Consider the following 26,134-nt stretch of genomic DNA (forward strand, 5'->3'; position numbering starts at 1 on the left):
TTGACCATCCTAGGTTAAAATCCCCTTTACCACATGGCCTTCTACATCGGTCAGCCTAAACCTCCGGCCCTGATGCTTGTAGGTGAGTTTTTGGTGGTCTATCCCAAAAAGATGTAAAATCGTAGCCTGCAGGTCATGCACATGAACCGGATCTTTGACCACATTATATCCAAAATCGTCTGTTTCTCCATAGGTAAATCCGGGCTTCACTCCTGCCCCACACATCCATTTGGTAAAGCACCGTGGATGATGGTCACGACCATAATTATCCGGTGAAAGTGTGCCTTGACTGTACACTGTCCTGCCAAATTCCCCGCCCCAAACGACAAGCGTATCTTCCAACAAGCCCCTTTGCTTGAGGTCTTTGATCAGTGCAGCCGTCGCTCGGTCAGTTTTCTGACATTGGTTTTTTATTCCCCCGGGCAGATTCCCGTGCTGATCCCAACCCTGATGGTAGAGCTGGACAAATTTGACATCCTTTTCAATGAGCTTTCTCGCCAAAAGGCAGTTGGCGGCATAAGTACCGGGATCGCGGCTTTCTTCACCATACATCTCATACACCGAATCAGACTCCTTGGACATATCCGTGATTTCCGGCACCGAGGTCTGCATCCGAAAGGCCATCTCATATTGGGCGATGCGGGCGCTGATTTCAGGATCGCCATAAGTATCCAACTGCACCTCATTCAATGATTTGAGGTAATCGAGCATTTCACGCCTGTCTTTTCCATCGTAATTTTCCGGATTGCCAAGGTAAAGCACAGGGTCTATGCCGGACCGGAATTGGATGCCTTGGTATTGGGAAGGAAGAAATCCATTTCCCCAAAGTCTGGCATAAAGCGGTTGGTCCTGCTCGCCATTTTTGGAAACCAGGACGATAAATGATGGCAGGTTTTGGTTGTCCGAACCCAAGCCATAACTCAACCAAGCCCCCATAGAGGGACGACCGGGAAGCTGATGGCCTGTCTGGAAAAAAGTAATGGCAGGATCATGGTTGATCTGTCCGGTCTGCATGCTTTTGATAAAACAAAGCTCATCCACGATCTCCGCAGTATGGGGCATCAATTCACTGACCCAAGCCCTGCTTTGGCCATATTGACTGAATTTGAAAGCTGAAGCAGTCATTGGAAACGAACTTTGATCTGCACTCATCCCGGTAAGACGCTGTCCGTCTCTCACCGAATCGGGGAGCTCCTGCCCGTGGAGGTCTATGAGCTTTGGTTTGTAATCGTACAATTCCAGTTGGGAAGGCCCTCCGCTTTGAAAAAGGTAAATCACTCGCTTTGCCTTGGGCATAAAATGCGGCAACCCTGCCAATCCATTGGTTGACTCAGAAAGCAAAGGTTGGGTTTGGGGATTTTCTGCAAATATCTTCTCCATTCCCATCAGCGAACCCAAGGCAAGGGAACCAAGCCCCAAAGAAGTTTTTGTCAAAAACCTCCTCCTGTCCATATTCTTTTCAATCTCCTGAAGGTCCCTATTGGAAGACCTGAGAGGGGCATCGTGATGGTGACTCATATTATCTTTTGGTTAGAAAAGCATCTGAATTGATAATGGCGCTGGCGGTGACGGCATTGGCCGCAAGATGGAAAGGATCTAAATCCGGAGGTATCTGATATTCCCCGGAAGCCAGCCAACCTTTGGTTTTATTGTGGTCTGCCTTGAATTTACGGTATTCATTTTCCCTTAATTCCAGAAGGATTTGAAGCTCCTTAGGATTGGGTTTTCTTCCCGTAAGTCTGCGGAATGTATCCTCTATGGACTTGGAGATTTCCGGATGAGCTAGCATCTTTTCGCCCAAAACCTTAGAAGCCTCCACAAAAGTCGGATCATTCATCAGTACCAAAGCCTGAAGCGGAGTATTAGTCTCTTGCCTTTTGCTTACCGAAACACTGTGGTCGGGTGCATCGAAAATGGATAATGCCGGATTGTGAACCGAGCGTTTCCAAATCGTGTACAAACTCCTTCGATAGAGATTTTGTCCGGAATCCTGCACATAGTTGGCACCATTGACTTTCCAAAGACCCTCAGGTTGGTAAGGAAACACACTTTTGCCACCAATCGAAGGATTCAGCAATCCTGCCGCAAACAGCGCATTATCCCGGATCAATTCTGCAGGCAGACGAACCGAAGGTCCTCGGGCAAGAAGGTAATTGTCAGGATCTTTTTCCATCAGTTCAGGCCTGTTTTTCGAGCCTTGCCGGTAAGTAGCAGAGGTGACAATCAGACGCTGCATGGCTTTCACATCCCAACCGGAATTTTGGAACTCAACAGCCAACCAATCCAATAATTCCGGGTGGGAAGGCAATTGTCCCTGATTCCCAAAATCCTCGGAAGTAGCCACCAACCCACGACCAAAATAATTTTGCCAAAAACGGTTGATTGCCACCCTAGCGGTGAGTGGATTTTCTGCATCAGTCAGCCATTGGGCAAGTCCAAGACGGTTTTTGGGTTGATCCTCCCGCATGGGCAAGACACTTTCAGGGGTATTGGGAAAAACCTCTTCTCCCCGCATATTATATTCTCCACGTGTCAAAACATAAGTGCTCCGCTTATTGGTTTTGTCCTGCATGACCATCATCTCCGGAATCCGCTCCACAGAATCCGCATAGGTTTTTCTCTGAGCAACCACTGCTTTCAGCTTTTCTCTATAAGCCACAGAATGGTTGTTGAGGTATAGTTTTTTCAGTGCTTGTTTTTCTTGGGCATTGAATTCGTTCCCGGTTTGAGCAAGGATTAATTTATATTCGTCTAGCTTGGCAATCTGCATTACCTCCAAAGAAGAGAGTTCTTTGTCATATACACTGACTTCATCCACCAACGCGTCTTTGAGTCCTTTGCCTCTCCATACTGCCCCAACCTGCAAACCTGGCTGCCCGCCTTGAAGGAGGATGTCTTTGTACAAGTTGTCATGGGTAGTTTGAGTGACCATTTCAAGTCCGTTTAGGAAGACTTTCAGCCCTTGTGCTTTGGAAGAACCGTCATAGGTCATGACCAAATTGATCCATTGGTCACGGGGAATGTTCTGCTCCGTTAGTTTAGTGATGGCATTATAAGGTGCGGAATGCGCCATCAGCAATTCCAGGCGGTTGTTTTTGAGACTGAGGTGGTATCCCCGCCAATTATATAGCACCGCACCTGAACCCTTGTGGAAGATTGCCCCATCAGTCAAAGACTTTGGGACAGAAATCCAAATACTTACCGAAAAAGGTTCGCTGCGGGAAAATATCCCGGAACCCCCCAAATCCAGCCAGGAATCCCCGTTGAGTTTGACTGCTTTTCCTCTAAATCCTTCTACATAAGCAGGTTTCTGGTTTTTGACCTCGCTGCTTTCCATGGTTCCTTTTTGGGAAGGATTGAGGAGGTTTTGAATGGAGTTTTGGTCAAAAGAATAAAAACCAACCCGACTTGCCGGAAAATCCAGTTTGGAAACTTTTTGAAAAGAACTGGATGCCAACCAAGTTTGAAAAGCCTCTTCTTCCTTCTCAGCCACTTTTTTCAGTTCCTCTTCCTCGCTGTTTTTTTGGGAAAGTAGGTAGGAAAGCATCTTGTCTTTCTCCGTATCCGTCAAAAGCATGGTCGGAACAGGCATGGCATCATCCCAAGAAATCTGACCGGCCTCATCCACCTGATTGAAAAAACTGCTGAGTTCAAAGAAATTCTTTTGGGAAATCGGGTCGTATTTATGGTCATGACACCGCGCACAACCCAAGGTCAAAGCCATAAAAGCCTGCCCCATGGTACTCGTCCGATCCACTACATATTCCACCCTAAACTCCTCCTCCACAATTCCTCCTTCCATGTTTTGGGGATGAATCCGGTTGAAGGCCGTTGCAATCAGCTGGTCTTTGGTAGGATTGGGTAAAAGGTCTCCAGCCAACTGATGGGTGATAAACTGATCGTAGGGAAGGTTTTGGTTGAATGCCCTGATAACCCAATCCCGATAGGGTGATGCATCCCGATACCTATCCACGGTGTAGCCATGTGTATCGGCAAACCTCGCAATATCCATCCAATGCATGGCCATTTTCTCCCCATAATGCGCAGAATTGAGCAACCTGTCGACCTGCTTTTCATAAGCATTGGCGGAAGGGTCAGAAAGAAAAGCATCGATCTCAGCCAGGCTTGGGGGCAAACCTATCAAATCCAGACTCAATCTTCTTAAGAGCGTTTCCTTATCCGCCTCCTGCGATGGTTTGATTCCCTCCTGTTCCAATTTGCTGAGGACAAAGTGGTCAATGGGGTTTTTGGCCCATGATTTATCCTTTACTTTAGGAATGTCAAATTTTTGGGGAGGAATAAAAGCCCAATGCTTTTTGTATTCTGCCCCATCTTCGATCCATTTGATCAGGATGGCCTTTTCCTTTGGAGTCAAAATCAAATTTGATTCTTGGGAAGGCATTCGGAACTCAGGATCGTCTGAAATGATCCGATGAAAAAGTTCGCTTTTGCGGAGGCTTCCTGACTTGATGGCAACCTTGCCGGGAGAGTCTTTGAGAGAGGCAAAAGCCATTTCGGGATCGTGCAAACTTAACCCTGCTTTTTGTGCTGCCAAATCAGGACCGTGACAAGCGAAGCATTTATCCGACAAAATCGGCTTGACATGAATATTGAAATCCAAAGCTTCCGGTAATTCCTCGTAGGCTGCCTGAACATCCTCCGGGAGTTCAGGGCTACAGGAAACCAAAATGAAAATAAAGCAGCAGTAACTCAGTATTCTTAAGACCATTTGAAATCAAATCACCCGATTAAATTAACGGAATTTCAAATAATATCCCACCTGCTATATCCTGTATTGTGGGATGATGCTAACTTGTAAGATATAAATCCTCCTGTTAGATTTTAGGGATGTTATTGAAAACCAATTTAATTTGAGAAGCATAGGAATACCTTAATCCAAATCATTCAAACATATAGCAGATTGTTCAATACTTTATCTTCAAATCCTTATTGTATTTTTTATCCATTTGGTAAATGATCCTGTCCGACATTTCGTAATCAATTTGATATTTCTCACACCTTTCTTTTAAAATTTCCAAATAATTGAGATAAAGGTCGATTTGACCATCAATATCAGTAATTGAATATTTAAATTCTTGTCCTGTTATGAATCGATAAACTCGTTGGTCAATAATTTGATAAATCTTAGGATTTTTAAAACGTAGAATTGTCGAAGCCATAGCTAATCGAACTCCTTTACTTTCCAGTAAAGATTTCAAAATCTTTCGGGTTAAATCCTTATCCAATACAGTATCTGTATTTTTTATTTCATTTATAAGCCTTAATGTTTCGGAAGAAATAGAAGAATATCTATTCACTTTCCACAAAACAATTTCATTGATAATATCTTGATCAAAATCAGATTTTACCTCATCAAGTTTATTTGTCAGTTCAGCTTGATAGTTGTAATCAAAATCAAACAAATCTTCTTTTGCTATTCTTATTGATTCAAGGGTGTTCATAATTAAAGTACTTTTTCAAGTAAAATGGTCAGGGCATTTTCAACAGAATCTACTACATGCTTCTTGTTAGCAAGAGAATCTGTATAAAACTTTTTGTATGAAAGAATTAATTCCTGTAATGTTGTTCTTTTGCTACCGAGTATCTTTTTTAAGATACTAACTTTTTCATCAACACTTGTTTCCATCCATTCTGTTGAATAAGGATCAAAAACAGTCCTTAAAGTCCGATGCCTGTAATTGGAACCAAACAATTCATCTACTAAAGTTTGATAATCACTTCCCATATTATTTTCGGTTTTTCTATCCATGAGTTTTATTCCTTCTCAAATGGAATTTTGACTTGTTTAAATATCTAAAAAATTCGGCATAAATTAAATAAAGCACAAAATGTCCTTTTCCCATTCCTCATTCTTATCATTTTCAAAGTGTTTAATTTTACACAATTGAGCCCACTCCCTTTACACAGAAAGGAAGTTTTATCAAAAAAATCCCTGTTCCAACTGCAATGTCAACTGCAATGTTGGGGTAAAGACACAAAAAAAGGGATGACCCTCATCCCTTAAATAACTGATAATCATACGTGTAGCCTCGACGGGAATCGAACCCATATCTATTGTTTAGGAAACAACTATTCTATCCATTGAACTACGAGGCCATTTGCACTTGTAAAGATTCTCTCGCTTCTAAATAAGGTCGCAAGTTAAATCAATTCCCCCCATTTCCGCAAATAATATTAGGGCCATTTGTTCATTTCATTTTTAAAACGTTATCTTTGCAGTCCAAAATTTAAGATGGACGGGATCCATCAATTCACTAAATATCAAATTAATATGGCAGTAAAAATCAGATTATCGCGTAGAGGCAGAAAAAAAATGGCCATCTATGACGTTGTAGTAGCTGATGCTAGAGCTCCACGTGATGGACGCTTTATCGAAAAAATCGGGACTTATAACCCCAACACTGACCCTGCATCCATCAACATCAACAATGAGCGCGCTCTTAAATGGTTGTTGAACGGTGCGCAGCCGACTGACACAGTAAAGGCTATGCTTTCTTACAGAGGTATATTGTTGCAAAAACACCTTCAAATCGGTGTATTGAAAGGCGCAATCACGCAAGATCAGGCTGATGCAAAATTCGAAACTTGGAAATCTTCCAAAGAAACTGCCATCGGCGGTAAAGTGGATAAATTGACCAAAGAAAAAGAAGATGCAAAAACCAAGGCATTTGAGGCTGAAACAGCTAAAAACCAAGCCCGTCTTGACGCCATCAAGAAAAGAGAAGATGACGCTATAGCTGCTGCTACTCCAAAGGTAGAAGAAGCTCCTGTAGCCGAGGTTGAAGCACCTGAAGCAGCAGCTGAAGGAGAAGAAACCCAAGCTTAATACCCCTTTACACCATGAACAAAGACAATTGTTTCCAATTGGGCTACGTGTCCAAAGTTCATGGGCTTCATGGTGAGGTTACAGTAGTCTTGGATGTAGATTTTCCTGAGGATTACGAAGAACTGAAGCATGTCTTCATCGAGCAAAAAACCAGGATGGTCCCTTTCTTTATTGAGCATTTTGTTTCTCAACCGAACAACAAGGTGCTGGCAAAGTTCGAGGATTTTGATACGGTGGATGATGCAAACAAACTCGTAGGATCGGCTTTATTCCTTCCGATGAGTGAACTGCCCGAGCTTGGAGAAGACCAATACTATTACCATGAATTGGTAGGATTTGAGGTAATCGATGATTCCCTCGGACTTATCGGAGAGGTTAAGGTCATTTATGACATGGAAACCCAGGATTTATTGGGCGTCGAACATAAAGGAAAAGAGGTTTTGATACCCATTCAAGACCAAATCATCCAGAAAGTCGACAAAGCAGCTAAGAAAGTTTACTGCTCTCTGCCCACAGGATTGATTGACATATATTTGGAAGACTGATGCGCATTGACATCATTTCAGTTGTTCCCGGATTGTTGGAAGGCCCTTTTTCACATTCGATTCTCAAAAGAGCGGAAGAAAAAGGTTTGGCTACAGTGAGGGTCCACAACCTGAGGGATTATGCCGGCGGCAAACAAAAGCAGGTCGATGACTATGCATTTGGAGGAGGTGCCGGGATGGTCATGATGATAGAACCTATCGCAAAGTGCATCGAAGCACTCAAAAGCGAAAGGGAGTATGATGAGGTCATTTACATGACACCTGACGGAGAAAAATTTGACCAGCGAATGGCCAATGAACTTTCTCTGAAGGAAAACTTTATCATCCTATGCGGACACTATAAAGGTGTCGACGAAAGGGTCAGACTGAAATGGATAACCAAAGAAATCAGCATCGGTGATTATGTCCTCTCAGGAGGCGAATTGGCCGCAGCGGTTGTGACGGATGCCATTATCAGGTTGATTCCGGGAGTTCTCAATGACGAAAGTTCGGCATTGACAGATTCCTTCCAAGACGGGCTTTTGGCCCCACCGATATATACCAGACCTGCAGCTTATGAAGGAATGGAAGTACCGGAAATATTAATGTCAGGACATCAGGCTAAAATAGATTCTTGGAGATTTGAAGCATCGGTTCGCCGTACCAAAGAAAGAAGACCCGACCTTCTCGAAGGAAAAGAACTCTGAGGCGATTATGTAAGAAAGAAATATCATTGAGTCTAACAAAAGATTGCGCCGAGGCGCAGTCGCTATAAGCACATAAAATATATAGCTATGAGCGAACTACTTAAAATTGTAGAAGCGGAATACAGCGAGGCGAGAGCCAAGTTCCCTTCTTTCAAAGCTGGAGATACCATCAACGTCCACGTGAAAATCACTGAAGGTAACAAAGAGCGTATCCAGCAATTCCAAGGCACCGTCATCCAGAGAAAAAATCCAAATACAAACGGAGAAACTTTCACTGTAAGAAAAGTATCAAACGGTGTAGGTGTGGAAAGAATTTTCCCTATCATCTCTCCAGCTATCGACAAGATCGAATTGATGAGAGAAGGTAAAGTGAGAAGAGCAAGATTGTACTACTTGAGAGGCCGTCAAGGAAAGGCTGCCAAAATCAAAGAAAAAATCAGACACAGAAAAGACGCTTAATTGTCTTCTTCACAAAAAGGGAATCCAAACGGGTTCCCTTTTTTGTTTAGACCAATCCCTATCTTTTCCTATCTTTGCAGCCTCAAAATAGACTGAACAATACAACCAAACGGATTCCAACAGGTTGTACAAAGAATAAATCGATACCATGAACAAAGAAGTACGTGTAAGATTTGCGCCTTCTCCTACAGGAGCTCTACATATCGGTGGCGTCAGAACCGCTTTATACAATTACCTATACGCCAGAAAAACAGGAGGTAAATTCCTTCTGCGCATCGAGGATACTGACCAAAACAGGTTTGTGCCCGGAGCAGAAGAATACATCAAAGATGCATTGGATTGGCTTGGAATCTCTCCTGACGAAAGCCCATGGAACCCCGCAGAAAGTGCACCTTACCGGCAGTCGGAAAGGAAGCAGATGTACATGCAATATGCCCTTGACCTGATCGAAAAAGGACATGCTTACTATGCTTTTGATACTTCTGAGGAATTGGAAGCGATGCGAGAAAGGCTGACTGCTGCAAGGGTTGTGTCTCCTCAGTATAATTCTATCACCAGAACCCAAATGAAAAACTCGCTTACACTTCCTGAAGATGAAGTGAAGGCGAAGTTGGCTTCCGGTGAAGCCTATGTCATCCGTGTGAAAATCCCAAGAAAGGAAGAAGTAAGATTGCATGACCTGATCCGTGGATGGGTGATGGTACATTCCAGTACTCTTGATGATAAGGTCCTGATGAAATCCGACGGTATGCCCACTTACCATTTGGCAAATATCGTGGATGACCACCTGATGAAAATCACTCATGTCATCCGTGGTGAGGAGTGGCTGCCTTCAGCACCGTTACACGTTTTGTTGTATAAATACTTTGGTTGGGAAGAAACCATGCCTGAATTTGCACATTTGCCTCTGTTGCTAAAGCCTGACGGAAATGGTAAACTTTCCAAGAGGGATGCGGATAAGCATGGTTTTCCTGTATTCCCGATGGATTGGAAAGATCCAAATTCGGGCGAAACCGCCATGGGATTCCGTGAAGGTGGATACCTTCCAGAAGCCATGCTGAACTTCTTGGCCTTCTTGGGTTGGAATCCGGGCGACCATAAAGAAATCTTCAGCTTAGAGGAATTGGTCGAAGCATTTTCTATCGAAAGAATCGGTAAATCAGGTACAAAATTTGATATCAACAAGGCCAAATGGTTCAATGAACAATACCTCCGAGCCAAGTCAGATGAAGAATTGGCAGCTTATCTTATAGCTGACATCAAAAAAGAAGGGCTTTCTGTAGACCAAGAAAAAGCTGCCAAAATCGTTCATGTCATGAAAGAAAGGGCAACATTCCCTTCAGACCTTTGGAAAGAAGGAAAGTTTATGCTGATCGCTCCGAATTCATTTGATGATGATATTGCAAGCAAAAAATGGAATGCAGAAGTAGTAACCGTTTTGGGAACCTACATAGAAAAACTGGCGTCTCATACAGGGGATTTTACACCTGAAGTAGCAAAATCTATTCTTGAAGCATCTGCAGAAGCCAATGGAATCAAATTGGGCAAAGTGATGCAGGCAGTTCGATTAGCGGTGACAGGCGTGGGTGCAGGGCCGGATTTGATGGCAGTATTCAGTATCATTGGTAAAGAGGAATTGTCTAAGCGAATCGAATTTGCATTAGAGACTTTACAGGTACTTTGATAAATAGATAAAAGAAAATACTCCTATGGCTAAAAAACCTAAAAAAGAAGAAATCGCAAAAGTCCACAAGGATTTGGAAGGTTTCAAGATGAACATCGACACTTTTGGAGAGATTTCAAGTTCTTTCTCCATTGATAAGCTGAATGAATTCCTAAATAAAAATGTCGATGACAAAAAGCTCAAAGACAGGGAAGACATTGAAGAAATCAAAGAAGGAAAAGAGAAAAAGAAAAAATAAATTATGAGTACCCCCATTATTACATATTGGGCTTGAGGAGACTTCTCGGATGCGGATACTCGCCCACAGACGACAGTCCACTGTCCACAGAACCCGGTAATCGTTCCTCAACCATTATTTATTTTGCAGCGTGCAATAAAGCGGCTACACATAAAACAAATTTCTCTAAATTCTTTCCATTTGAATATGCAAGCACAAAATCTTCAAGGTTTGGTGCATTTTTTTTGCCCGAAACATTTCCGTTAATCGTTTAATACTTTATATTTCGACTTAAATATTAGTAGAATATTATATGAAGCTTTCAATGTTACTGTTTTTTCTGTTGATGATATCAATGCCGATTTTTTCCCAATCGACAGGTACCATCACCGGAAGAGTCATCGATAGCAAAACAGGAGAAGGTCTTCCTTTTTGTAATGTTTTCATTAACAACACCACTTTTGCCACCGTTACTGATATTGACGGAAAATTTTCTTTGCCCAATGTTCCTGAAGGAGAGGTAGAAGTGGGATTTTCATTTATCGGATATCAAGCCCTCCAAAAACCCGCTAGTATAAAATCCGGCGGTCAGTTTACACTCAATGTCAGTATGATTTCATTTGAACAGGAACTCTCTGATGTAGAAATTAAGGCAACAAGAGACAAGGCTTGGGAACGGGAATTGAGAAGATTTAAAAACCTATTTTTAGGAAATGATAACCTTGCTTCCCAATGTGAAATCATCAATCCTTGGGTCATTGAGTTCTCAGCTGAAAATACAACAAACAGCTTTCGGGCTACTGCACTCCAACCCATAGAAATCAAAAATAATGGACTAGGCTATAACCTTACTTTTGACCTCAGGGAATTCTATTTTACTCCCCAATATTACATCATCGCAGGGGCTACAAGATTTGTGGAAATGGATACGACGTCTGAAACGGTCAAACAATCTTGGAATAAAAACAGACAGGAAACATACAAAAAATCTCCTGCAAACATGTTTAGAGCCATGATTCAAAATCGGCACAATCAGGAGGGTTTTATTCTTTATGCCAATAAACCCGGCGGTGCTGAGACCTTGAATATGCGATCGGATATTTTTGCCAATGAATTGGGCACCTCTGTCATTGAATATAAGCCTGACAATCTGGTCAGTCCCGGTCGAAGACCTGAGGAATATAAAGTCTTTTTGAAAGGTAGGATTGAGGTCCATTATGAAAAAGGATATAGCACTGTCAACTCTTACAAAGATGCCCCTTACCCCATCTCTTGGATCGAGGTAAATGGCAATTATGTCAATATTAATTCCAACGGAATAGTCCTGAATCAAAAAGACGTGACATTCTCTGGAGATATGGACAAAAGGAAAGTAGCTACACTACTTCCAATGGACTACAATCCCCCATTTTCTTTGGAATCCAATACCCAATTGGCGAAAGATGCCAATGGGCTTCAGGAGAAAGTTTACCTCCACTTGGATAGGCCATTTTATTATCAGGGGGACCAGATGTTTTTCAAAGCTTACCTGAATTACGGAAATCCCCAGCTGAAGAAAGAGTTGAGCAAGGTTTTGTATGTAGAATTGATTTCTGAAAACAGAGATATTATTATCCAGAAGAAATTCAAAATCGAAAACGGACTTGTTGTCGGTGATATGTTTTTGCCAGATACGCTAAATCAGAAAAAGTATTACCTCCGATCATACACCACATGGAACAGGAATTATGGTCCTGATATTTATTTTGTCAAAGCACTTCCAATTTTGAGTCCGTATGACAGGATTCAGGGTTCTCCCATTTCCGAAGAACCAAAATCCCCGATAATTGTAGATTTCAAATCGGATAAAAGCGAATACAAGGTTAGAGAAAAGGTCAGTTTGGAGGTTCATTTGAAAGATCAAAACGGCAATCCTGTTTCCGCAAATCTGTCTGTGGCGGTGACTGATAACCATTATGCAATGCCGATACACCTGTACCCGAATATTCTGAATGGGTCAAAAATCAAAGAAATTCCCAGACATATTACCACAGACAAATTCACTTACCCAATTGAAAAGGACATGAATGTTTCGGGTCAATTTCTCAATGACAAAGGAAAACCCGAATCAATTCCATTTTCAGCCTATTTCAATAATTTTGCCGCCTCCCTCGAATTACAATCCGATTCAGAAGGGAAATTTAATATGGAGGAAATGGACTTTTATGGACCTCTTGATTTCACCTTCATGGCATTGGACAAAAAAGGTAATTCCTTCGGAAAGTTTCAAATTATCCCTAGGTTAAACCCTCCTTTTTTTGTTCCGGAATCCACCAAAATGCCCGAAATTACAACTTCAAATGAAGCGATTTTTACAATTAATAACCAAGAAGAAAAAATTGTAGACTTGGAGCAAGTCACTGTCAAAGAAGAGGTTGAAAAAGGCAACAATACCATGGCCCTCTATGGTAAAGCAGACCATGTGGTCAAAGGAGCTGATTTGATGGCAGGTGGCAATTCGGCAGATCTTTTGCTCAGCCTCAAGCCTTACGTTCCGGGCATGACGGTCAATTCGTTTGGTCAGGTGACTTTGAGGGGCGGTGCTACTTCAGTTTCCAATAGTTTGGAGCCAATGGTGATGATAGACGGAGCCATTTTGCCAGGCAATAGCGCTGCTTCTAATATCAATTCTATCAACCCCAATGATGTCGATAGAATTGAAGTTGTGACAAGGATGGCCTCAATCATGGGAGATATGGGTAGAAACGGAATCATTGCCATTTACCTCAAAAAAGGAGAACAGCCGACCTCGATGTTGACTACTTCCACAGCCAATTTGAATACCATGGTGGTTGAGGGTTTTGCCTTGCCAAATAATTTCTATCAGGTGAGCCATGAGGGTGGTGAGGAAATCCCAGTCGGGTCAGATGAGAGAGCGACTTTGTATTGGAATCCCTTTCTGATTACTGATAGTGAGAATGGAATTTTTCGCATTGAATTTTATCTGAATGACAATCCAAGTCCAAAATCTGTAATTGTGGAAGGCCTCTCGATTGACGGAACTCCCGTGAGAGCAACGTTTGTGATTCCTTCAGGAAAATGATTTTTCTTCACTAATTGAAAATCAAATTCCTATTTTTGACCATGCAAAAATTCTTTTTCTTTATTGCTCTATTGGGACTATTGGTTTTGCCCGGATTTGTGAATGGACAGACAAGTTTTGGAATCAGAGGTGGATATTCTGTTTCTTCCATGTCCTACCGAACCACTGCCGGAAGAGCACAAATCAGAACGAGCGGAATCCGGGCTCCCACGTTTGCCTTTGTTATGGAGCACTTTGCCGGAAAAAATGCCGGAATTCAGATAGAGGTCCAATACCTCACCTTAGGATTCACACAAACAGATACCGTACTTGTCGGAACGAACCAGACAGAATTGGATTATTTAAAAATGCCTATTTTGTCTAACTTTTATGTTGGTAGGGGAGGAAGGTTCCATATCAAAATCGGGCCTCACTTTGGTTATTTACTGAACGCCACAGATGTCAGCAGGGATTTTGAAGGACCACAATTCCTTCCGACTTATGGGCAGCCGGGAGACGATCCACGAAAATTTATGTACGGACTCACGGCTGGAGCAGGCCTTTCAAAATTATTTGGGAAGAGTACCCTAGAAGGGGATTTGAGGTTTTCTTACGAATTTGGAAGACCCGAAACCCAAGACCGGATTTTTGATATGAATTCCACCAATATTGAATTTACGGTGACGTATTTATTCCAGGCATTAAAATCTAAAGCCCAAAATTGAAAACCAAAGGAACTTATCCCAAGTTTTGATGGTATGTAAGATAATTAACTCAAACAGATATGCTGCAAACTCAAAAAAGACCTGTCCATATTTATATGGAAGCAAATCCAAATCCAAATTCTCTAAAATTTGTGGCCAATTTCATGTTGACTGATGAGGGTGTAAGTTTTGATTTTCCTGATCAACCAAGTACAGAAACTTCACCCCTCGCTTCTGAATTGTTTAATTTCGCTGCAGTTGACAGGGTTTTTATCACTTCTAATTTTGTGACCGTTACCAAAAAAGAGAATATAGATTGGATTGAAATCCAGGACATTGTCAGGAACCACATCAAAAATTATTTGGAATCAGGCAAACCGGCAATAATAACTGCAGCCTTTGATAGGGATCCCCTCTTCGACGAAAATGATTCTGAAATTGTTAAAAAAATCAAAGGTATTTTGGATGAATACATCAGACCCGCTGTGGAGCAGGATGGTGGCGCCATTGTCTTCCATAGTTTTAATGAGGGGATTGTAAAAGTATTGCTTCAAGGAAGCTGTTCAGGCTGTCCTTCAAGCACCATCACCCTTAAAGCTGGAATTCAAAATTTATTGACAAGGATGCTTCCCGAGGTCAAAGAAGTCCAGGCAGAAGGAGTTTAAGTATTTCTGATGCTGAGAGGAAATTGGACTTGGACATTATTGGGCCTGATCAGCTTGGTGATCAGGCATTTTGCTGTAAAATATCCTGAGAAAACTGAAGCGATATATTCAAGGGCATTTTTTCCCGGTATCCGAAATGTCATTGACGTATCTTTATCTCTGCTGCCTTTTGCAACGGTTTATGTTTTTTTGGCATCTTTAATCTTTTTTATCGGTTTTTATTTTTATCGCCTGAATCAGACTGAAGGCTGGAAAAATAAAATCAGTTATTCGATCCGTTCTTTATTCAATTATTTGGGTGCAATAGTATTCTTTTTCCTGATCCTGTGGGGCTATAATTATCAACGGATACCGATTTTCCAACAAGTTGGATTGAAACCCATTCCTCTCAATGAGGAGCAACTCATCAAAGAAACAGAACTCACCAGAAATATCCTCAGCCAACTCCGGTACAATATCGAGGAAGATACCATTGCAATAGAAAATACCATGGCGTATCCCGATTTGGAACAATTGGTGAGGGCAAACATGCGTGAAAACCTATATTTATTAGGACTGAATTTTACAGGAAATCCGAGGACAAAGCAATTTTATCCTGCAGGTTTCTTAAGAAAAATGGGCATTTTGGGAATCTATTTTCCGTTTACCGGAGAAAGTTACATCGACCCGACTTTGCATCATCTCGAAAAACCATTTACTGTCGCCCACGAAATGGCACACAGCTATGGAGTGACAGACGAAGGTGAAGCCAATTTTATAGCTTGGGTAATCTGTTCCAATTCCGATGATCCACTGTTGCAATACTCCGGACAGTTGAGATTATTGAAATACCAAATGAATGACATGTATAGGATGTCAAAGGATCTTTTTAAAGAATTTTATAAAACCATTCCTACCGGAATTCGAAATGACCTGCTATCCATTCAGACTGAAAATGCAAAAATTAAACCCTTCAACTTGGAAATCAGCAGGAAATCCAATGACCTTTTTTTGAAAACCCAAGGGGTAAAAGCCGGCATCAACAGCTACCAGCAATTGCCTATGTTAGCTTACGCTTGGAGAAATAGCCTGAAAGACGGATTTCAATAAATCATTCCTCCAATTGCCTTCGGTACATCTGAATCGTATTTTCCAATCCATAATACAAAGCATCACAGATTAAAGCATGACCGATGGAAACTTCATCCATAAAAGGAATGCTTGTTTTGAGAAACTTAAGATTATGCAGATCAAGGTCATGACCGGCATTGAGCCCAAGTCCCAAATCCCTTGCCAATAAGGCAACTTCCACGTATGGTTTAACAGCTTCCTTTTTATCCAAAGGGAACATCGATGCGTAGGGCTCGGTATATAATTCGACCCTATCCGTACCGGTATTTTTAGCAGGTTCGAAATATTTGGACTCGGGATTGATAAAAATGGAAACCCTAGTCCCATACTCATGAAGCTCTTCTACTATGTCTCTCAAAAAAAGTTGGTTGGTGATCGTGTCCCAACCGCTGTTTGAAGTGATGGCGTGTGGGGGATCTGGTACCAAAGTGGCCTGCGCCGGTTTGATCAGGCGGATCAAGTCCATGAACCTTTGGTCGGGATATCCTTCGATGTTGAACTCTGTGGTGACGACCTTGGAAAGATCAATCACATCTTGATACCTGATATGTCTTTCGTCAGGTCTTGGGTGAACGGTAATTCCCTGTGCACCGAAGCGCTCTGCATCCAAAGCGACTTTCACAATATTTGGATTATTGGCTCCACGGGCATTCCTGAGGGTGGCGATTTTGTTAATATTTACGCTCAGTCTGGTCATTTTCCTAGATTAAAAGATAATTTTGTGACAAATTTACACCTATAACACAAAGAACAAGACAATGGGTTTAAAGGCAAGTGTAGAAAGTGAAATAAAAAATGCCATGCTCGCCAGAGACAAAGACAGGCTGAGGGCATTGAGGGCTATCAAATCCCTGATCCTATTGGAAGAAACCAAAGAAGGGGCAGGTGCTGAGCTTTCCAAAGAAGATGAAATGAAGCTATTGACCAAAGCTGCCAAGCAAAGGAAAGATTCGGCTGATATCTATAAGCAGCAAAATAGAGAAGATCTCTATGCTGTGGAAATGGCCGAACTCGAAATCATCGGGGAGTTTTTACCCAAACAATTAACTGAGGAAGAATTGGTTGCTGAATTGAAGAAAATCATTGCTGAATCAGGAGCTGCTGGAGCAAAAGACATGGGCAAAGTTATGGGTCTTGCATCCAAAGCCTTGGCTGGCAAAGCAGACGGCAAAGCGATTTCTATGAAAGTAAAGGAACTCCTTGCCTAACATTCACTTAAATGCTTGACATCATCATATTGGTAATTTTGGCAATTGGCGTTTACGAAGGCTACAAAGAAGGTTTGTTTATTGGCATTCTGTCTATTGTAGCCTTTGTTTTTGCGCTGATACTTGCTTTTCATCTAATGAATTGGGGAGCGGGTTTTCTTGCCCAAAGAGTGGATGAAATGACATTCCTGCTGCCATTTATCACCTTTTTGCTGATATTTTTTGGTGTTATAGTAATCATTAGAGGTTTGGCATTTTTAGTCAAAAAATCCCTGGATTTTACCATTCTTGGTTCCATGGACAATGTAGCGGGTGGGATTCTAGGATTTTTCAAAACGGTTTTTATCCTGAGTCTTTTTGTATGGATCGCCCATTCATTTGATTTTGCCCTTCCTAAAGACTGGATTAAAGAATCCAAGAGTTATTCCTACATCGAACCCATCGCCCCTGTAGTCATTAATTCGCTAGATGACTATGCCCCGATCATCAAAAATACCATTGCTTCCATTCAGGAATTGGTCGAAAAAACAACGGATGGTCTTGTTGATTGATAATTTCGATTCCTTTTCACATATCCTTGCAGATTATTTGAGACAGGCCGGGATAGCTTTGGAGATTGTAAGGAATGATGTTGCATTGGACAAGCTCACTTCAAAATCTTGGGAGGCGCTGATCTTATCTCCGGGTCCCGAATCACCATCAAAAGCTGGCAATCTCATGAAAATCCTCGGATACTATGCTGGAAAATTGCCAATTTTGGGAATTTGTCTCGGTCATCAGGCGATTGGGGAATATTTTGGGGGAAAGCTCGTTAAATGTAAAAGGCCAGTGCATGGAAAAGTGCATCATGTTTACAAGTCATTTGACCATAATATCTTGAAGGGTTTACCGGAAAGCTTTATGGTGACAAGGTATCATTCTCTTGAAATTGAAAAGATACCTGATTGCCTTCAGGTCATTCTCCAAACACAACAAGGAGAAATCATGGCCATGACCCACAAAACGTTGCCCATACTTGGTATTCAATACCACCCTGAGGCTTTCCTGACGCAGTTTGGAAAAGATTTGATTTTCAATTGGCTTCAATTATCCAATATTGATCATGAGAATTTCGAAAAATGATTCCAGAAGTTTTTAGTACTTCCAAACTTGTTGACATTTTACAACGTTTTATTATTCGAATCCTATTTAATATATTTAGTGCATGCTGGCATACGAATTTATCAATAACCTAATCCCCCCCTTGAAACTCAAAGACAAGGCTAAACTGGCTTTGAATTGGATGGAGGAAATCAGGACCGATATTCTGCCGGTAGTGGATGATAACAGGTTTATGGGGTTTGTTACTGAAGATTTGGTTTTTACTGTCAACAATCCCGAACTGACAATAGCCAATATTTCTCTGGACAACATATCCTGTTTTGTCTATCAGGACAAGCATATCTATGATGTGATCAAAGTGGCCTCAGAATTTCATTCCAACATGATAGCTGTCGTAGACAGAGAAAACAATTATCTTGGCGTGGTGACCATGGAGGATGCCATCAGTGCGTTTGCAGATTCGCTATCCATTCAATCAAATGGTGCTGTTTTGGTTTTATCCATGAATATGACGGATTACAGTCTGTTTGAAATCTCAAGGATAATCGAATCAGAGAATACCAAAATACTCAGCAGTTTTCTCTCCAGTGATCCGCTGGACGACTCCAAGATAAAATTGACATTGAAATTAGACAAAACAGAACTCAGGCATGTCAAAGCTACCTTGGAACGGTTTGGTTACAGGATTCTGGACCACTTCCAAGAAGAGGATGGCATCAGTGGAGAGCAGGAACGAATTGACAACTTATTCAGATTTTTACAGATTTAATCCCTATTTTCCCTGATGAAAATCACTTTGCATGGGATAGGTGTTCAGAAAGAGGTTCTTCCTCAGATTAGTCTTCTTTTCGAACTCCTGAAAAATAAGAATATTGACCTTCACCTCACGGAGTCCCTACAGAAATCACTCAAAAAAAATGGGTTTTCTTCCTTGGGTTTGAAATCCATAACTCAGAAAAACCCCATTAAGGGCTCTGATTTTATGATTTCAATAGGTGGGGACGGCACTCTTTTAGATACAGTTTGTCTGGTAGGTAAAAATGAAATCCCAATTTTGGGCGTAAATACCGGCAGATTGGGTTTTTTGGCTACTGTGGCAAAGGAAAATATTGAAAGTAGTATAGAAGAATTGATCAACGGCGACTTTTCTATCGAATCGCGGACCCTTCTCAAGTTGGAATCAGATGTCCCCCTTTTCAATGGGCTCAATTTTGGCTTGAATGAATTCACGATCCATAAGCGGGATACTTCTTCGATGATCACAGTCCATACCTATATCAATGACCTTTATCTCAACAGTTATTGGGCGGATGGTTTGATTATTGCCACACCTACAGGATCTACAGGTTATTCATTGAGCTGTGGGGGGCCATTGATTACCCCCGGGGCAAGGAATTTTGTCATTACGCCTGTCAGCCCGCACAACCTGAATGTCCGTCCTATAGTGGTATCAGATGACAATGAGATCAGTTTTAGGATTGAGGGAAGAAGCGAGAAATTTTTAATTTCATTGGATTCAAGATCAACGCCGATAGATGCTTCCGTAAAATTGAAAGTCAAAAAAGCTGAATTTTCAGCGAAATTGGTCAAATTTGCTTCCTACAGTTATTTCGATACACTTCGTCAAAAACTCAATTGGGGATTTGATATGAGAAATTAAAAATGCTTCCTATTTTAAGTATTTTAACTATCTCAAAATCAAATATCTATAACCTAATTCAGAATTCTATGACTGATTTATCATTAACAAAAATTAACCCCGGAAATACTGATTCGGGTTTTTATATCGTTCTCTAGTTCATAAATTGCATCGTCTTGAAAAAGAATAAGTTTTGGATTTTGTCTTTGTCATTTCTTTTGGCCATTCTGGTTTTGTTAAAACCCGAAAAATCTATCGCACAAAAGTATGATGCAGGTGGAGGTCTTGGTATAGCCACCTATTCAGGTGACATTATCCGAGGGCTCGATCCAAATCAAATCGGACTTCAAGGGACGTTATTTGGCAGACGAAATTTTGACAATGTTTGGTCACTCCGTGGCGGGTTATCATTTGCTAGGCTCAATGCCGCAGATAGCATCAATCCCATAGATCCGGTGACGGCCTTTAGGAATGCAGGCTTCAAAGGTTCACTTTTTGAAGTATCGGTTGTAATGGAATACCATTTCCTTGATTTTACCAACAGGTTTGCAGAATATAAATTCTCTCCTTATGGATTCTTAGGACTTGGTTTTGCAGGTTTTGTGGGAAATGGTAGAAAATTTGAAGGCGATCCCAATCCATCAGGTTATAATGTGGGAACACCTGTAATCCCTTTTGGAATAGGCATCAAATACAAATTATCCGAAAACTGGATCTTGGCCACAGAATTTGGGGCAAGGGCAACATTTACAGATGCAATTGATAAACTTTACGGTGAAGAGACAATCATCCCCCGGTTTCCGATAGGTAATCCTCCAAATGCCGTGATTGGCTATAATTATGGGAATTACAGTGACAAGGACTGGTATTACTTTTTGGGCGTTACACTTAGCTACACCTTCAGCACGATAAAATGTTATTCTTATTAATTTCTACCAAAAATAGAATATTGAAAAAGAAATAGCATTTTTGTACCTCCAAAAAACGAAGGCATTTTCGTATCCCTACGAAATGAAAGAATCAATAGACAAGGATAAAATCCCCCAACACATCGCAATTATCATGGATGGGAATGGACGGTGGGCCCAAAAAAAAGGAGCCATGAGAATCTTTGGCCATAAAAATGCCATTGCAGCGGTAAGGGAAGCCATTGAAGGTTCAGCTGAACTTGGCGTGAAGTATTTGACCTTATATGCGTTTTCAACGGAAAATTGGTCAAGGCCTGAGGATGAGGTCAGTGCATTGATGGAGTTACTGGTAGATTCGATTGCCCAAGAAGTGCCTACCATGATGAAAAACAACATCCGCTTATTGGCTATTGGAGATACAGAAAGTTTACCAAGAAGAGCGAAACAAAAACTGGATGAGGCCATTGGACTTACATCAAAAAACACCGGTCTTTCAGTTGTTTTGGCTTTGAGCTACAGCGGAAGATGGGAAATCCAGAATGCGATCCATTCTATTGTCAAAAAAGTAGAAGCAAAACAACTTCAGATTGAAGATATCACCCAAGAAGTGATTGCTTCGCATTTGAATACCAAAGACATCCCTGATCCGGAACTTCTGATCAGGACAAGTGGAGAAATCAGAATCAGTAACTTTCTCCTTTGGCAATTGGCTTATACTGAGCTGTATTTTACAGAGGTGTTGTGGCCGGATTTTAGAAAAGAGCATCTTGTGGAAGCCATACTCGATTATCAAAAAAGAGAAAGAAGGTTTGGCAAAACCGGGGCTCAGATTAAACCAAAATTTTGATGAAAAAGAGTTTTATTGTCCTTTGCCTTTTTATGTTGGTTCTCAGCGCCCAGGCCCAGATCCGTTTGGGACAAAGCCGCTATACACCTGCAAGGGCTGTGGATATTTTAGAGTTGAATTATTCCAAACCACAGAAATATAGAATTGCTGAAATCAAAGCCGTAGGATTGACTACCTTGGATGAAGTGGCAATCGTCTCTTTGTCCGGTCTTCGGGTAGATGATGTCATCTCAGTCCCAGGTGATGCAATTTCCACTGCTCTCAAAAGAATATGGGGTCAAGGCATCATCGGTGATGTCAAGATTCTGGTAACCAAAATTGAAGGTGATGACATTTACCTTTTAATGGAACTTACCGAAAGGCCGCGATTCAGCAGGGTTGAGTTTGTCGGTGTCAATAAAACCCAGGAAAGTGAATTAAAAGATAAAATAAAAATTCGTGGAAGGGTAGTAAGGGACGATGTTTTGAATACCTCTCAAAGGAATATCCGTCAATATTTTGTGGACAAAGGATACCTTAATACTGATGTAAAAGTAATTCAAGAAAGGGATACCACGCTACCAAATAGTGTGAAGCTTAGGTTTGAAGTTGATACCAAAACAAAAGTTAAGATCAACGAAGTAAAAGTTTATGGTGCAGAAGGCATCGATGCCAAGAAAGTCAAATCCAAATTAAAGAAAACCAAAGAACATCCTAGGATGTACATTGGAAGAGACATTGCCTCAAGGATTTCCAATACTACTCCAAAAAGTGCTGCAGATGCGATTTTCCACATGAGTCCTGTTGAGGACGATAAGGTGAAAGAATACATCAACAAGAATTTTAAGCTTAACTTCTTAAATGCTTCCAAATTCGTCTCCAAAGAATTTAAGGAAGACAAAGATAAAGTAATAGCCTATTACAATTCCAAAGGTTATCGGGATGCTGAAATTGTAGTTGACTCTGTCTATAGATTTTCGGATAACACCGTTAATGTGGACATTTCTTTGGAAGAGGGTAAGAAATATTATTACCGCAATATCACCTTCGTTGGCAATTACCTCCATCCTAATGTAGTCCTTCAAAATCGCCTTGGAATAGCCAAAGGTGATGTATATGATAAAGAAAAACTGGATAAAAGACTTAACTATGATCCGCAAAAAGGGGATGATGTAAGTTCGTTGTATCAAGATAACGGATACCTGTTTTTCTCCATCGAGCCAGTTGAAGTCAAAATTAAAGAAGATTCCATAGACATCGAGATGAGAATCTTCGAAGGTCCTCAGGTAACAGTTAACTCTGTCAACATCCAAGGTAATGAAAGGACTTCAGACCATGTGGTCATGAGGGAAATTAGGATTTTGCCAGGTCAAAAATTCAATAGAAGTTTATTGGTAAGGACCATCAGAGAATTGTCTCAGTTGGGATATTTTGATCCCGAGAAGATTGAACCTGACATGCGTCCAAACTATGAAAACGCAACCGTTGACATCACTTTCAAACTTGAGGAAAGACCGAATGACCAGATTGAATTATCCGGTGGTTGGGGTGGATTCTTTGGTTTTGTGGGTACCGTCGGTTTAGTATTCAATAACTTCTCCTTAAAAAACATTGCAAATTTTGAAAAATGGAGACCACTTCCTGTGGGAGACGGTCAGAGACTTTCATTGAGAGTTCAGGCTAACGGGCGTTCCTTCCAAAATTACAGCATCTCCCTTACTGAGCCTTGGTTTGGTGGCAAAAAGCCAAATGCCTTGAGTTTTAGCTTGAATAGATCTATCCAAAGACAATTGGATTTTCAAAACCCTGGCGCCCAAGAACTCGGATTTTTTAAAATTACCGGCGTAACACTTGGGCTGTCTAAAAGGGTCACCTGGCCAGATGATTATTTCATGGTTAGTACTGCCCTGACCTATCAAAACTATGACTTCTTCGAGTTTGGAAAGCGGTTTGGACTCTCTTTTGCCACAGGGAAACTAAATAGCGTGGCATTAATCAACACCATCGCCCGGAATAATATTGATAACCCCATATATCCAAGAATGGGATCCAATATCTCCTTGGTGACATCTCTGACCCCTCCATATGCTTCATTAAATCCAAACATTGACAGAGAATCTCCGGATGAAGAAAAGTACAAATGGTTAGAGTACCACAAATGGATGTTTGATGCCTCTTTTTACACACCGTTATTTGGATCGACCAAATGGGTCATCAGTTCAAGAACTCACATGGGATTCTTGGGATCTTATGGTGATAGGATCGGAATCATTCCATTGGAAAGATTCGTAATGGGTGGTGATGGAATGAATATGAACAATTTTGCTCTAGGACAAGAGATCATCGGACTTCGGGGATATGAAAACCAAACGATAACACCTGGGGCATTGACCAGAAATGACCCGAATTCCACCGATGGTTATGGGGGTATCGTTTATAATAAACATGTTATGGAACTTAGGTTCCTGGTTTCACCAAATCCATCAGCCACCATTTTCCTTCTTGGGTTTGCTGAAGCCGGTAATAACTGGGGTTCGTATTCAGAATTTAATCCGTTTAACTTGAAAAAATCTGCGGGAATGGGTGCTAGAATCTTTATGCCTGCGTTTGGATTATTAGGTTTGGATTGGGGTTATGGATTTGATCCTCCTCCTGGTTCCACCCAGCCTAGCGGAGCCCAATTCCACTTTACCATCGGACAACAATTTAGATAATGGTGAAAAAACCGATTATATTATTAATTTTGTGCTCGCTATTTGGGATGGCCTTATTTATTCAGTCAGCTGAAGCCCAGAAATTTGGCTATATCGACTCTGAATATATTCTGAACAAACACCCAGATTATAAGCTAGTTCAAGATGAATTAACATCTATTAGCAATCAGTGGAAAAAAGAGGCACAGGATTTGGAACAGGGTATCAAAACCAAGTATGCAAATCTAAAAGCAGAAGAAGTGTTATTGACAGTGGAAATGTACCAAGAAAGATTGGTGTCTATCAAAGAATCAGAAAAAGAAGCTGTTACATTTAATAACAGAGTTTTTGGTATCAATGGACAATACTACCAGAAACAGGCAGAACTGTTGCAGCCGTTACAATCCAAGATCTACGACGCGATAGACAGGGTTTGTAAGAGAAACAGTTTGGTCATCTTATTTGATAAGGCTTCGGGGCCACTCATGATTTACACAGACCCGAGGCATGATTACTCAGAATTTGTATTAGAAGAATTAGGAATAGAAAACAAATAAATTAAATCGATAACGAAAATGATGAAAATTAAAGTCGTCCTTTCCGCAATAGCAATCTTTTGCGTAGGATTCGTAGCTCAAGCCCAAGCCCAGGAATTGAAGATCGGCTATACCAATGTGGAATTGCTGATGGACCTCATGCCTGAGATGGAACAGATCGCTGCTGATGTACAGGATTATCAAGCTCAACTTCAGACCAACATCCAGACAAAAGCTCAGGATTTTCAGAGGAAAGTTCAGGCATACCAGCAAGCTGCCCCAACTATGACGGAAGATGCTAGAAGTGCCAAAGAGCAGGAATTGCAAAAACTGCAACAGGATGTTCAGAAGTATGAGCAAGACGCACAGGTGTCTTATCAAAACAAACTCCAGGAACTTCTTGCTCCAGTTCAGCAAAAAGTATTCAATGCCATCAATGCAGTAGCTGCAGAAAACAATTATTCACATGTATTTTCAGAATCTGCGGGTCAATCTCCGATTTTGCTATATACAAGAGACGAAGACAAATTCACTGAATTGGTTTTGGCCAAATTAGGAGTAGAATTACCGGCAGCCCCGGCAGGTGCAGGAAAGTAATCCGAAAAGCTTATAAAATTCAGACCTGTTTCGAAAGAGACAGGTTTTTTTATTTACCCATGGTTTATTTCAAGAATACCAACTCTGTCAGAACCTGTTTCGGCTTTAATTCATATGACCTACGTTGAAGTAGTATTTTCGATTCTGCTTTATTTATGACGAAATTAGTATATCATGGCAAAAAAGAAATTTAAAGAGGTAATCCAACAATCTCAGGAGGCTATATTAGTTGATTTTTATGCTGATTGGTGTGGCCCATGTCAAACCATGGGTCCTGTTTTGGAGGAGGTTATGGAGGAACTCAATGGAAAAATCAAGTTATATAAACTGGATATTGAAAAAAATCCTCAAGTAAGTTTACAATTTGGAGTCAGGTCTATACCCCATTATATCCTTTTTAAACGTGGCAAAATACTATGGAGAAAGGGGGGAATCATGACCAAAAGGGAATTGGTTCAAGCTATGAAGGGGTTTACAGGGTGATTTATTTTACCCTCTTTCCTATAAAGCAAAATAGGGTATACATTATCTTTTAATATCAATACCAATTCAGTTTTTGGGGGTCATTATTTAATTTAGCCGGCCTGTTCTGATTTCCAATACTTTTTCATGATTTTAATCATAAATTATTTGGTTTTAGATATTTTT

General features: G+C 41.1%; 26 protein-coding genes and 1 tRNA gene. 21 read left to right on the forward strand and 6 right to left on the reverse strand.

The features are described 5' to 3' along the window. Window positions 1-9: 9 nt before the first annotated feature. The 5 genes from M3O96_RS09065 to M3O96_RS09085 form a co-directional block, all read right to left on the reverse strand. Complete coding sequence (locus M3O96_RS09065) at window positions 10-1,518, reverse strand: DUF1501 domain-containing protein (RefSeq protein ID WP_249720021.1); 1,509 nt, start codon at window positions 1,516-1,518, stop codon at window positions 10-12. Between the two features lies 1 nt (window position 1,519). Beyond that, on the reverse strand, window positions 1,520-4,729 hold the full coding sequence (locus tag M3O96_RS09070; RefSeq protein ID WP_249720022.1) for a DUF1553 domain-containing protein: 3,210 nt from the start codon (window positions 4,727-4,729) through the stop codon (window positions 1,520-1,522). A 196-nt stretch (window positions 4,730-4,925) separates the two neighbouring features. Further along, window positions 4,926-5,462 carry a hypothetical protein gene (locus tag M3O96_RS09075; RefSeq protein ID WP_249720023.1) on the reverse strand — a complete coding sequence of 179 codons (537 nt, stop codon included), beginning with the start codon at window positions 5,460-5,462 and terminating at the stop codon, window positions 4,926-4,928. 2 nt (window positions 5,463-5,464) lie between these two features. Next, window positions 5,465-5,770: a hypothetical protein gene (locus M3O96_RS09080; protein WP_249720024.1), complete on the reverse strand. Its 306-nt coding sequence runs from the start codon at window positions 5,768-5,770 to the stop codon at window positions 5,465-5,467. A 275-nt stretch (window positions 5,771-6,045) separates the two neighbouring features. Continuing rightward, window positions 6,046-6,117, reverse strand: a tRNA-Arg gene (locus tag M3O96_RS09085). 175 nt (window positions 6,118-6,292) lie between these two features. Here M3O96_RS09085 and M3O96_RS09090 point away from each other — a divergent pair. From M3O96_RS09090 to M3O96_RS09135, 10 genes are all read left to right on the forward strand, one after another. Continuing rightward, complete coding sequence (locus M3O96_RS09090) at window positions 6,293-6,847, forward strand: 30S ribosomal protein S16 (RefSeq protein WP_249720025.1); 555 nt, start codon at window positions 6,293-6,295, stop codon at window positions 6,845-6,847. A 14-nt stretch (window positions 6,848-6,861) separates the two neighbouring features. Then, window positions 6,862-7,392, forward strand: coding sequence for a ribosome maturation factor RimM (rimM, locus tag M3O96_RS09095; RefSeq protein WP_249720026.1), 531 nt, complete (start codon window positions 6,862-6,864; stop codon window positions 7,390-7,392). Then, window positions 7,392-8,078: a tRNA (guanosine(37)-N1)-methyltransferase TrmD gene (gene trmD, locus M3O96_RS09100; RefSeq protein WP_249720027.1), complete on the forward strand. Its 687-nt coding sequence runs from the start codon at window positions 7,392-7,394 to the stop codon at window positions 8,076-8,078. The genes rimM and trmD overlap by 1 nt, the downstream gene beginning before the upstream one ends. Window positions 8,079-8,165: 87 nt before the next feature. Continuing rightward, the gene (rplS, locus tag M3O96_RS09105; protein WP_249720028.1) at window positions 8,166-8,537 is read left to right on the forward strand and encodes a 50S ribosomal protein L19; all 372 of its coding nucleotides are present in this window, start codon (window positions 8,166-8,168) and stop codon (window positions 8,535-8,537) included. A gap of 148 nt (window positions 8,538-8,685) precedes the next feature. Further along, window positions 8,686-10,221, forward strand: coding sequence for a glutamate--tRNA ligase (gene gltX, locus M3O96_RS09110; protein WP_249720029.1), 1,536 nt, complete (start codon window positions 8,686-8,688; stop codon window positions 10,219-10,221). A gap of 25 nt (window positions 10,222-10,246) precedes the next feature. Beyond that, window positions 10,247-10,459, forward strand: a complete 213-nt coding sequence (locus M3O96_RS09115) for a hypothetical protein (protein WP_249720030.1) — start codon at window positions 10,247-10,249, stop codon at window positions 10,457-10,459. 292 nt (window positions 10,460-10,751) lie between these two features. Further along, window positions 10,752-13,520, forward strand: a complete 2,769-nt coding sequence (locus M3O96_RS09120) for a TonB-dependent receptor (RefSeq protein WP_249720031.1) — start codon at window positions 10,752-10,754, stop codon at window positions 13,518-13,520. 41 nt (window positions 13,521-13,561) lie between these two features. Beyond that, window positions 13,562-14,224, forward strand: a complete 663-nt coding sequence (locus M3O96_RS09125) for an outer membrane beta-barrel protein (RefSeq protein ID WP_249720032.1) — start codon at window positions 13,562-13,564, stop codon at window positions 14,222-14,224. A 59-nt stretch (window positions 14,225-14,283) separates the two neighbouring features. Next, a complete protein-coding gene (locus M3O96_RS09130) occupies window positions 14,284-14,868 on the forward strand; it encodes a NifU family protein (protein WP_249720033.1) in 585 nt (194 codons plus the stop codon). A 9-nt stretch (window positions 14,869-14,877) separates the two neighbouring features. Beyond that, on the forward strand, window positions 14,878-15,957 hold the full coding sequence (locus M3O96_RS09135; protein WP_249720034.1) for a DUF3810 domain-containing protein: 1,080 nt from the start codon (window positions 14,878-14,880) through the stop codon (window positions 15,955-15,957). Between the two features lies 1 nt (window position 15,958). Here M3O96_RS09135 and M3O96_RS09140 read toward each other — a convergent pair whose 3' ends face one another. After that, window positions 15,959-16,675 carry a pyridoxine 5'-phosphate synthase gene (locus M3O96_RS09140; RefSeq protein ID WP_249720035.1) on the reverse strand — a complete coding sequence of 239 codons (717 nt, stop codon included), beginning with the start codon at window positions 16,673-16,675 and terminating at the stop codon, window positions 15,959-15,961. 61 nt (window positions 16,676-16,736) lie between these two features. Here M3O96_RS09140 and M3O96_RS09145 point away from each other — a divergent pair, with 61 nt between their 5' ends. From M3O96_RS09145 to trxA, 11 genes are all read left to right on the forward strand, one after another. Then, window positions 16,737-17,186 (forward strand): GatB/YqeY domain-containing protein, encoded by a 450-nt coding sequence (locus tag M3O96_RS09145; protein WP_249720036.1) that lies wholly within the window; start codon window positions 16,737-16,739, stop codon window positions 17,184-17,186. Window positions 17,187-17,197: 11 nt separating this feature from the next. Continuing rightward, window positions 17,198-17,737 carry a CvpA family protein gene (locus M3O96_RS09150; protein WP_249720037.1) on the forward strand — a complete coding sequence of 180 codons (540 nt, stop codon included), beginning with the start codon at window positions 17,198-17,200 and terminating at the stop codon, window positions 17,735-17,737. After that, the gene (locus tag M3O96_RS09155) at window positions 17,721-18,308 is read left to right on the forward strand and encodes an anthranilate synthase component II (protein WP_249720038.1); all 588 of its coding nucleotides are present in this window, start codon (window positions 17,721-17,723) and stop codon (window positions 18,306-18,308) included. The genes M3O96_RS09150 and M3O96_RS09155 overlap by 17 nt, the downstream gene beginning before the upstream one ends. An 82-nt stretch (window positions 18,309-18,390) precedes the next feature. After that, the gene (locus M3O96_RS09160) at window positions 18,391-19,056 is read left to right on the forward strand and encodes a CBS domain-containing protein (RefSeq protein ID WP_249720039.1); all 666 of its coding nucleotides are present in this window, start codon (window positions 18,391-18,393) and stop codon (window positions 19,054-19,056) included. 15 nt (window positions 19,057-19,071) lie between these two features. After that, window positions 19,072-19,947: an NAD kinase gene (locus tag M3O96_RS09165; RefSeq protein ID WP_249720040.1), complete on the forward strand. Its 876-nt coding sequence runs from the start codon at window positions 19,072-19,074 to the stop codon at window positions 19,945-19,947. 155 nt (window positions 19,948-20,102) lie between these two features. Beyond that, window positions 20,103-20,855, forward strand: coding sequence for a type IX secretion system protein PorG (gene porG, locus M3O96_RS09170; protein WP_249720041.1), 753 nt, complete (start codon window positions 20,103-20,105; stop codon window positions 20,853-20,855). An 82-nt stretch (window positions 20,856-20,937) separates the two neighbouring features. Then, window positions 20,938-21,681 carry an undecaprenyl pyrophosphate synthase gene (gene uppS / locus M3O96_RS09175; protein WP_249720042.1) on the forward strand — a complete coding sequence of 248 codons (744 nt, stop codon included), beginning with the start codon at window positions 20,938-20,940 and terminating at the stop codon, window positions 21,679-21,681. Continuing rightward, a complete protein-coding gene (locus M3O96_RS09180) occupies window positions 21,681-24,374 on the forward strand; it encodes a BamA/OMP85 family outer membrane protein (protein ID WP_249720043.1) in 2,694 nt (897 codons plus the stop codon). The genes uppS and M3O96_RS09180 overlap by 1 nt, the downstream gene beginning before the upstream one ends. Beyond that, entirely contained in the window at window positions 24,374-24,910 is a 537-nt protein-coding gene (locus M3O96_RS09185; protein WP_502798909.1) for an OmpH/Skp family outer membrane protein, read from the forward strand. Before M3O96_RS09180 ends, M3O96_RS09185 begins: the two co-directional genes overlap by 1 nt. A gap of 18 nt (window positions 24,911-24,928) precedes the next feature. Continuing rightward, complete coding sequence (locus M3O96_RS09190) at window positions 24,929-25,486, forward strand: OmpH/Skp family outer membrane protein (protein WP_249720045.1); 558 nt, start codon at window positions 24,929-24,931, stop codon at window positions 25,484-25,486. Window positions 25,487-25,660: 174 nt separating this feature from the next. Beyond that, on the forward strand, window positions 25,661-25,969 hold the full coding sequence (gene trxA / locus M3O96_RS09195) for a thioredoxin (protein ID WP_249720046.1): 309 nt from the start codon (window positions 25,661-25,663) through the stop codon (window positions 25,967-25,969). Window positions 25,970-26,134: the final 165 nt, after the last annotated feature.

It is taken from the genome of Aquiflexum sp. TKW24L, from assembly GCF_023502205.1.
Lineage (GTDB): Bacteria > Bacteroidota > Bacteroidia > Cytophagales > Cyclobacteriaceae > Cognataquiflexum.

Bases quoted from the DNA above. Each gene is read 5' to 3' on its own strand.
- M3O96_RS09090 (WP_249720025.1), top strand. From the start codon at position 6,293: ATGGCAGTAAAAATCAGATTATCGCGTAGAGGCAGAAAAAAAATGGCC.
- M3O96_RS09135 (WP_249720034.1), top strand. From the start codon at position 14,878: ATGCTGAGAGGAAATTGGACTTGGACATTATTGGGCCTGATCAGCTTG.
- trxA (WP_249720046.1), top strand. From the start codon at position 25,661: ATGGCAAAAAAGAAATTTAAAGAGGTAATCCAACAATCTCAGGAGGCT.
- M3O96_RS09070 (WP_249720022.1), bottom strand. From the start codon at position 4,729: ATGGTCTTAAGAATACTGAGTTACTGCTGCTTTATTTTCATTTTGGTT.
- gltX (WP_249720029.1), top strand. From the start codon at position 8,686: ATGAACAAAGAAGTACGTGTAAGATTTGCGCCTTCTCCTACAGGAGCT.
- M3O96_RS09155 (WP_249720038.1), top strand. From the start codon at position 17,721: ATGGTCTTGTTGATTGATAATTTCGATTCCTTTTCACATATCCTTGCA.
- M3O96_RS09180 (WP_249720043.1), top strand. From the start codon at position 21,681: ATGAAAAAGAGTTTTATTGTCCTTTGCCTTTTTATGTTGGTTCTCAGC.
- M3O96_RS09130 (WP_249720033.1), top strand. From the start codon at position 14,284: ATGCTGCAAACTCAAAAAAGACCTGTCCATATTTATATGGAAGCAAAT.
- M3O96_RS09165 (WP_249720040.1), top strand. From the start codon at position 19,072: ATGAAAATCACTTTGCATGGGATAGGTGTTCAGAAAGAGGTTCTTCCT.
- M3O96_RS09080 (WP_249720024.1), bottom strand. From the start codon at position 5,770: ATGGATAGAAAAACCGAAAATAATATGGGAAGTGATTATCAAACTTTA.
- M3O96_RS09125 (WP_249720032.1), top strand. From the start codon at position 13,562: ATGCAAAAATTCTTTTTCTTTATTGCTCTATTGGGACTATTGGTTTTG.
- M3O96_RS09150 (WP_249720037.1), top strand. From the start codon at position 17,198: ATGCTTGACATCATCATATTGGTAATTTTGGCAATTGGCGTTTACGAA.
- M3O96_RS09145 (WP_249720036.1), top strand. From the start codon at position 16,737: ATGGGTTTAAAGGCAAGTGTAGAAAGTGAAATAAAAAATGCCATGCTC.
- M3O96_RS09160 (WP_249720039.1), top strand. From the start codon at position 18,391: ATGCTGGCATACGAATTTATCAATAACCTAATCCCCCCCTTGAAACTC.
- trmD (WP_249720027.1), top strand. From the start codon at position 7,392: ATGCGCATTGACATCATTTCAGTTGTTCCCGGATTGTTGGAAGGCCCT.
- M3O96_RS09120 (WP_249720031.1), top strand. From the start codon at position 10,752: ATGAAGCTTTCAATGTTACTGTTTTTTCTGTTGATGATATCAATGCCG.
- rimM (WP_249720026.1), top strand. From the start codon at position 6,862: ATGAACAAAGACAATTGTTTCCAATTGGGCTACGTGTCCAAAGTTCAT.
- M3O96_RS09115 (WP_249720030.1), top strand. From the start codon at position 10,247: ATGGCTAAAAAACCTAAAAAAGAAGAAATCGCAAAAGTCCACAAGGAT.
- M3O96_RS09190 (WP_249720045.1), top strand. From the start codon at position 24,929: ATGATGAAAATTAAAGTCGTCCTTTCCGCAATAGCAATCTTTTGCGTA.
- M3O96_RS09140 (WP_249720035.1), bottom strand. From the start codon at position 16,675: ATGACCAGACTGAGCGTAAATATTAACAAAATCGCCACCCTCAGGAAT.
- M3O96_RS09185 (WP_502798909.1), top strand. From the start codon at position 24,374: ATGGTGAAAAAACCGATTATATTATTAATTTTGTGCTCGCTATTTGGG.
- M3O96_RS09075 (WP_249720023.1), bottom strand. From the start codon at position 5,462: ATGAACACCCTTGAATCAATAAGAATAGCAAAAGAAGATTTGTTTGAT.
- uppS (WP_249720042.1), top strand. From the start codon at position 20,938: ATGAAAGAATCAATAGACAAGGATAAAATCCCCCAACACATCGCAATT.
- rplS (WP_249720028.1), top strand. From the start codon at position 8,166: ATGAGCGAACTACTTAAAATTGTAGAAGCGGAATACAGCGAGGCGAGA.
- M3O96_RS09065 (WP_249720021.1), bottom strand. From the start codon at position 1,518: ATGAGTCACCATCACGATGCCCCTCTCAGGTCTTCCAATAGGGACCTT.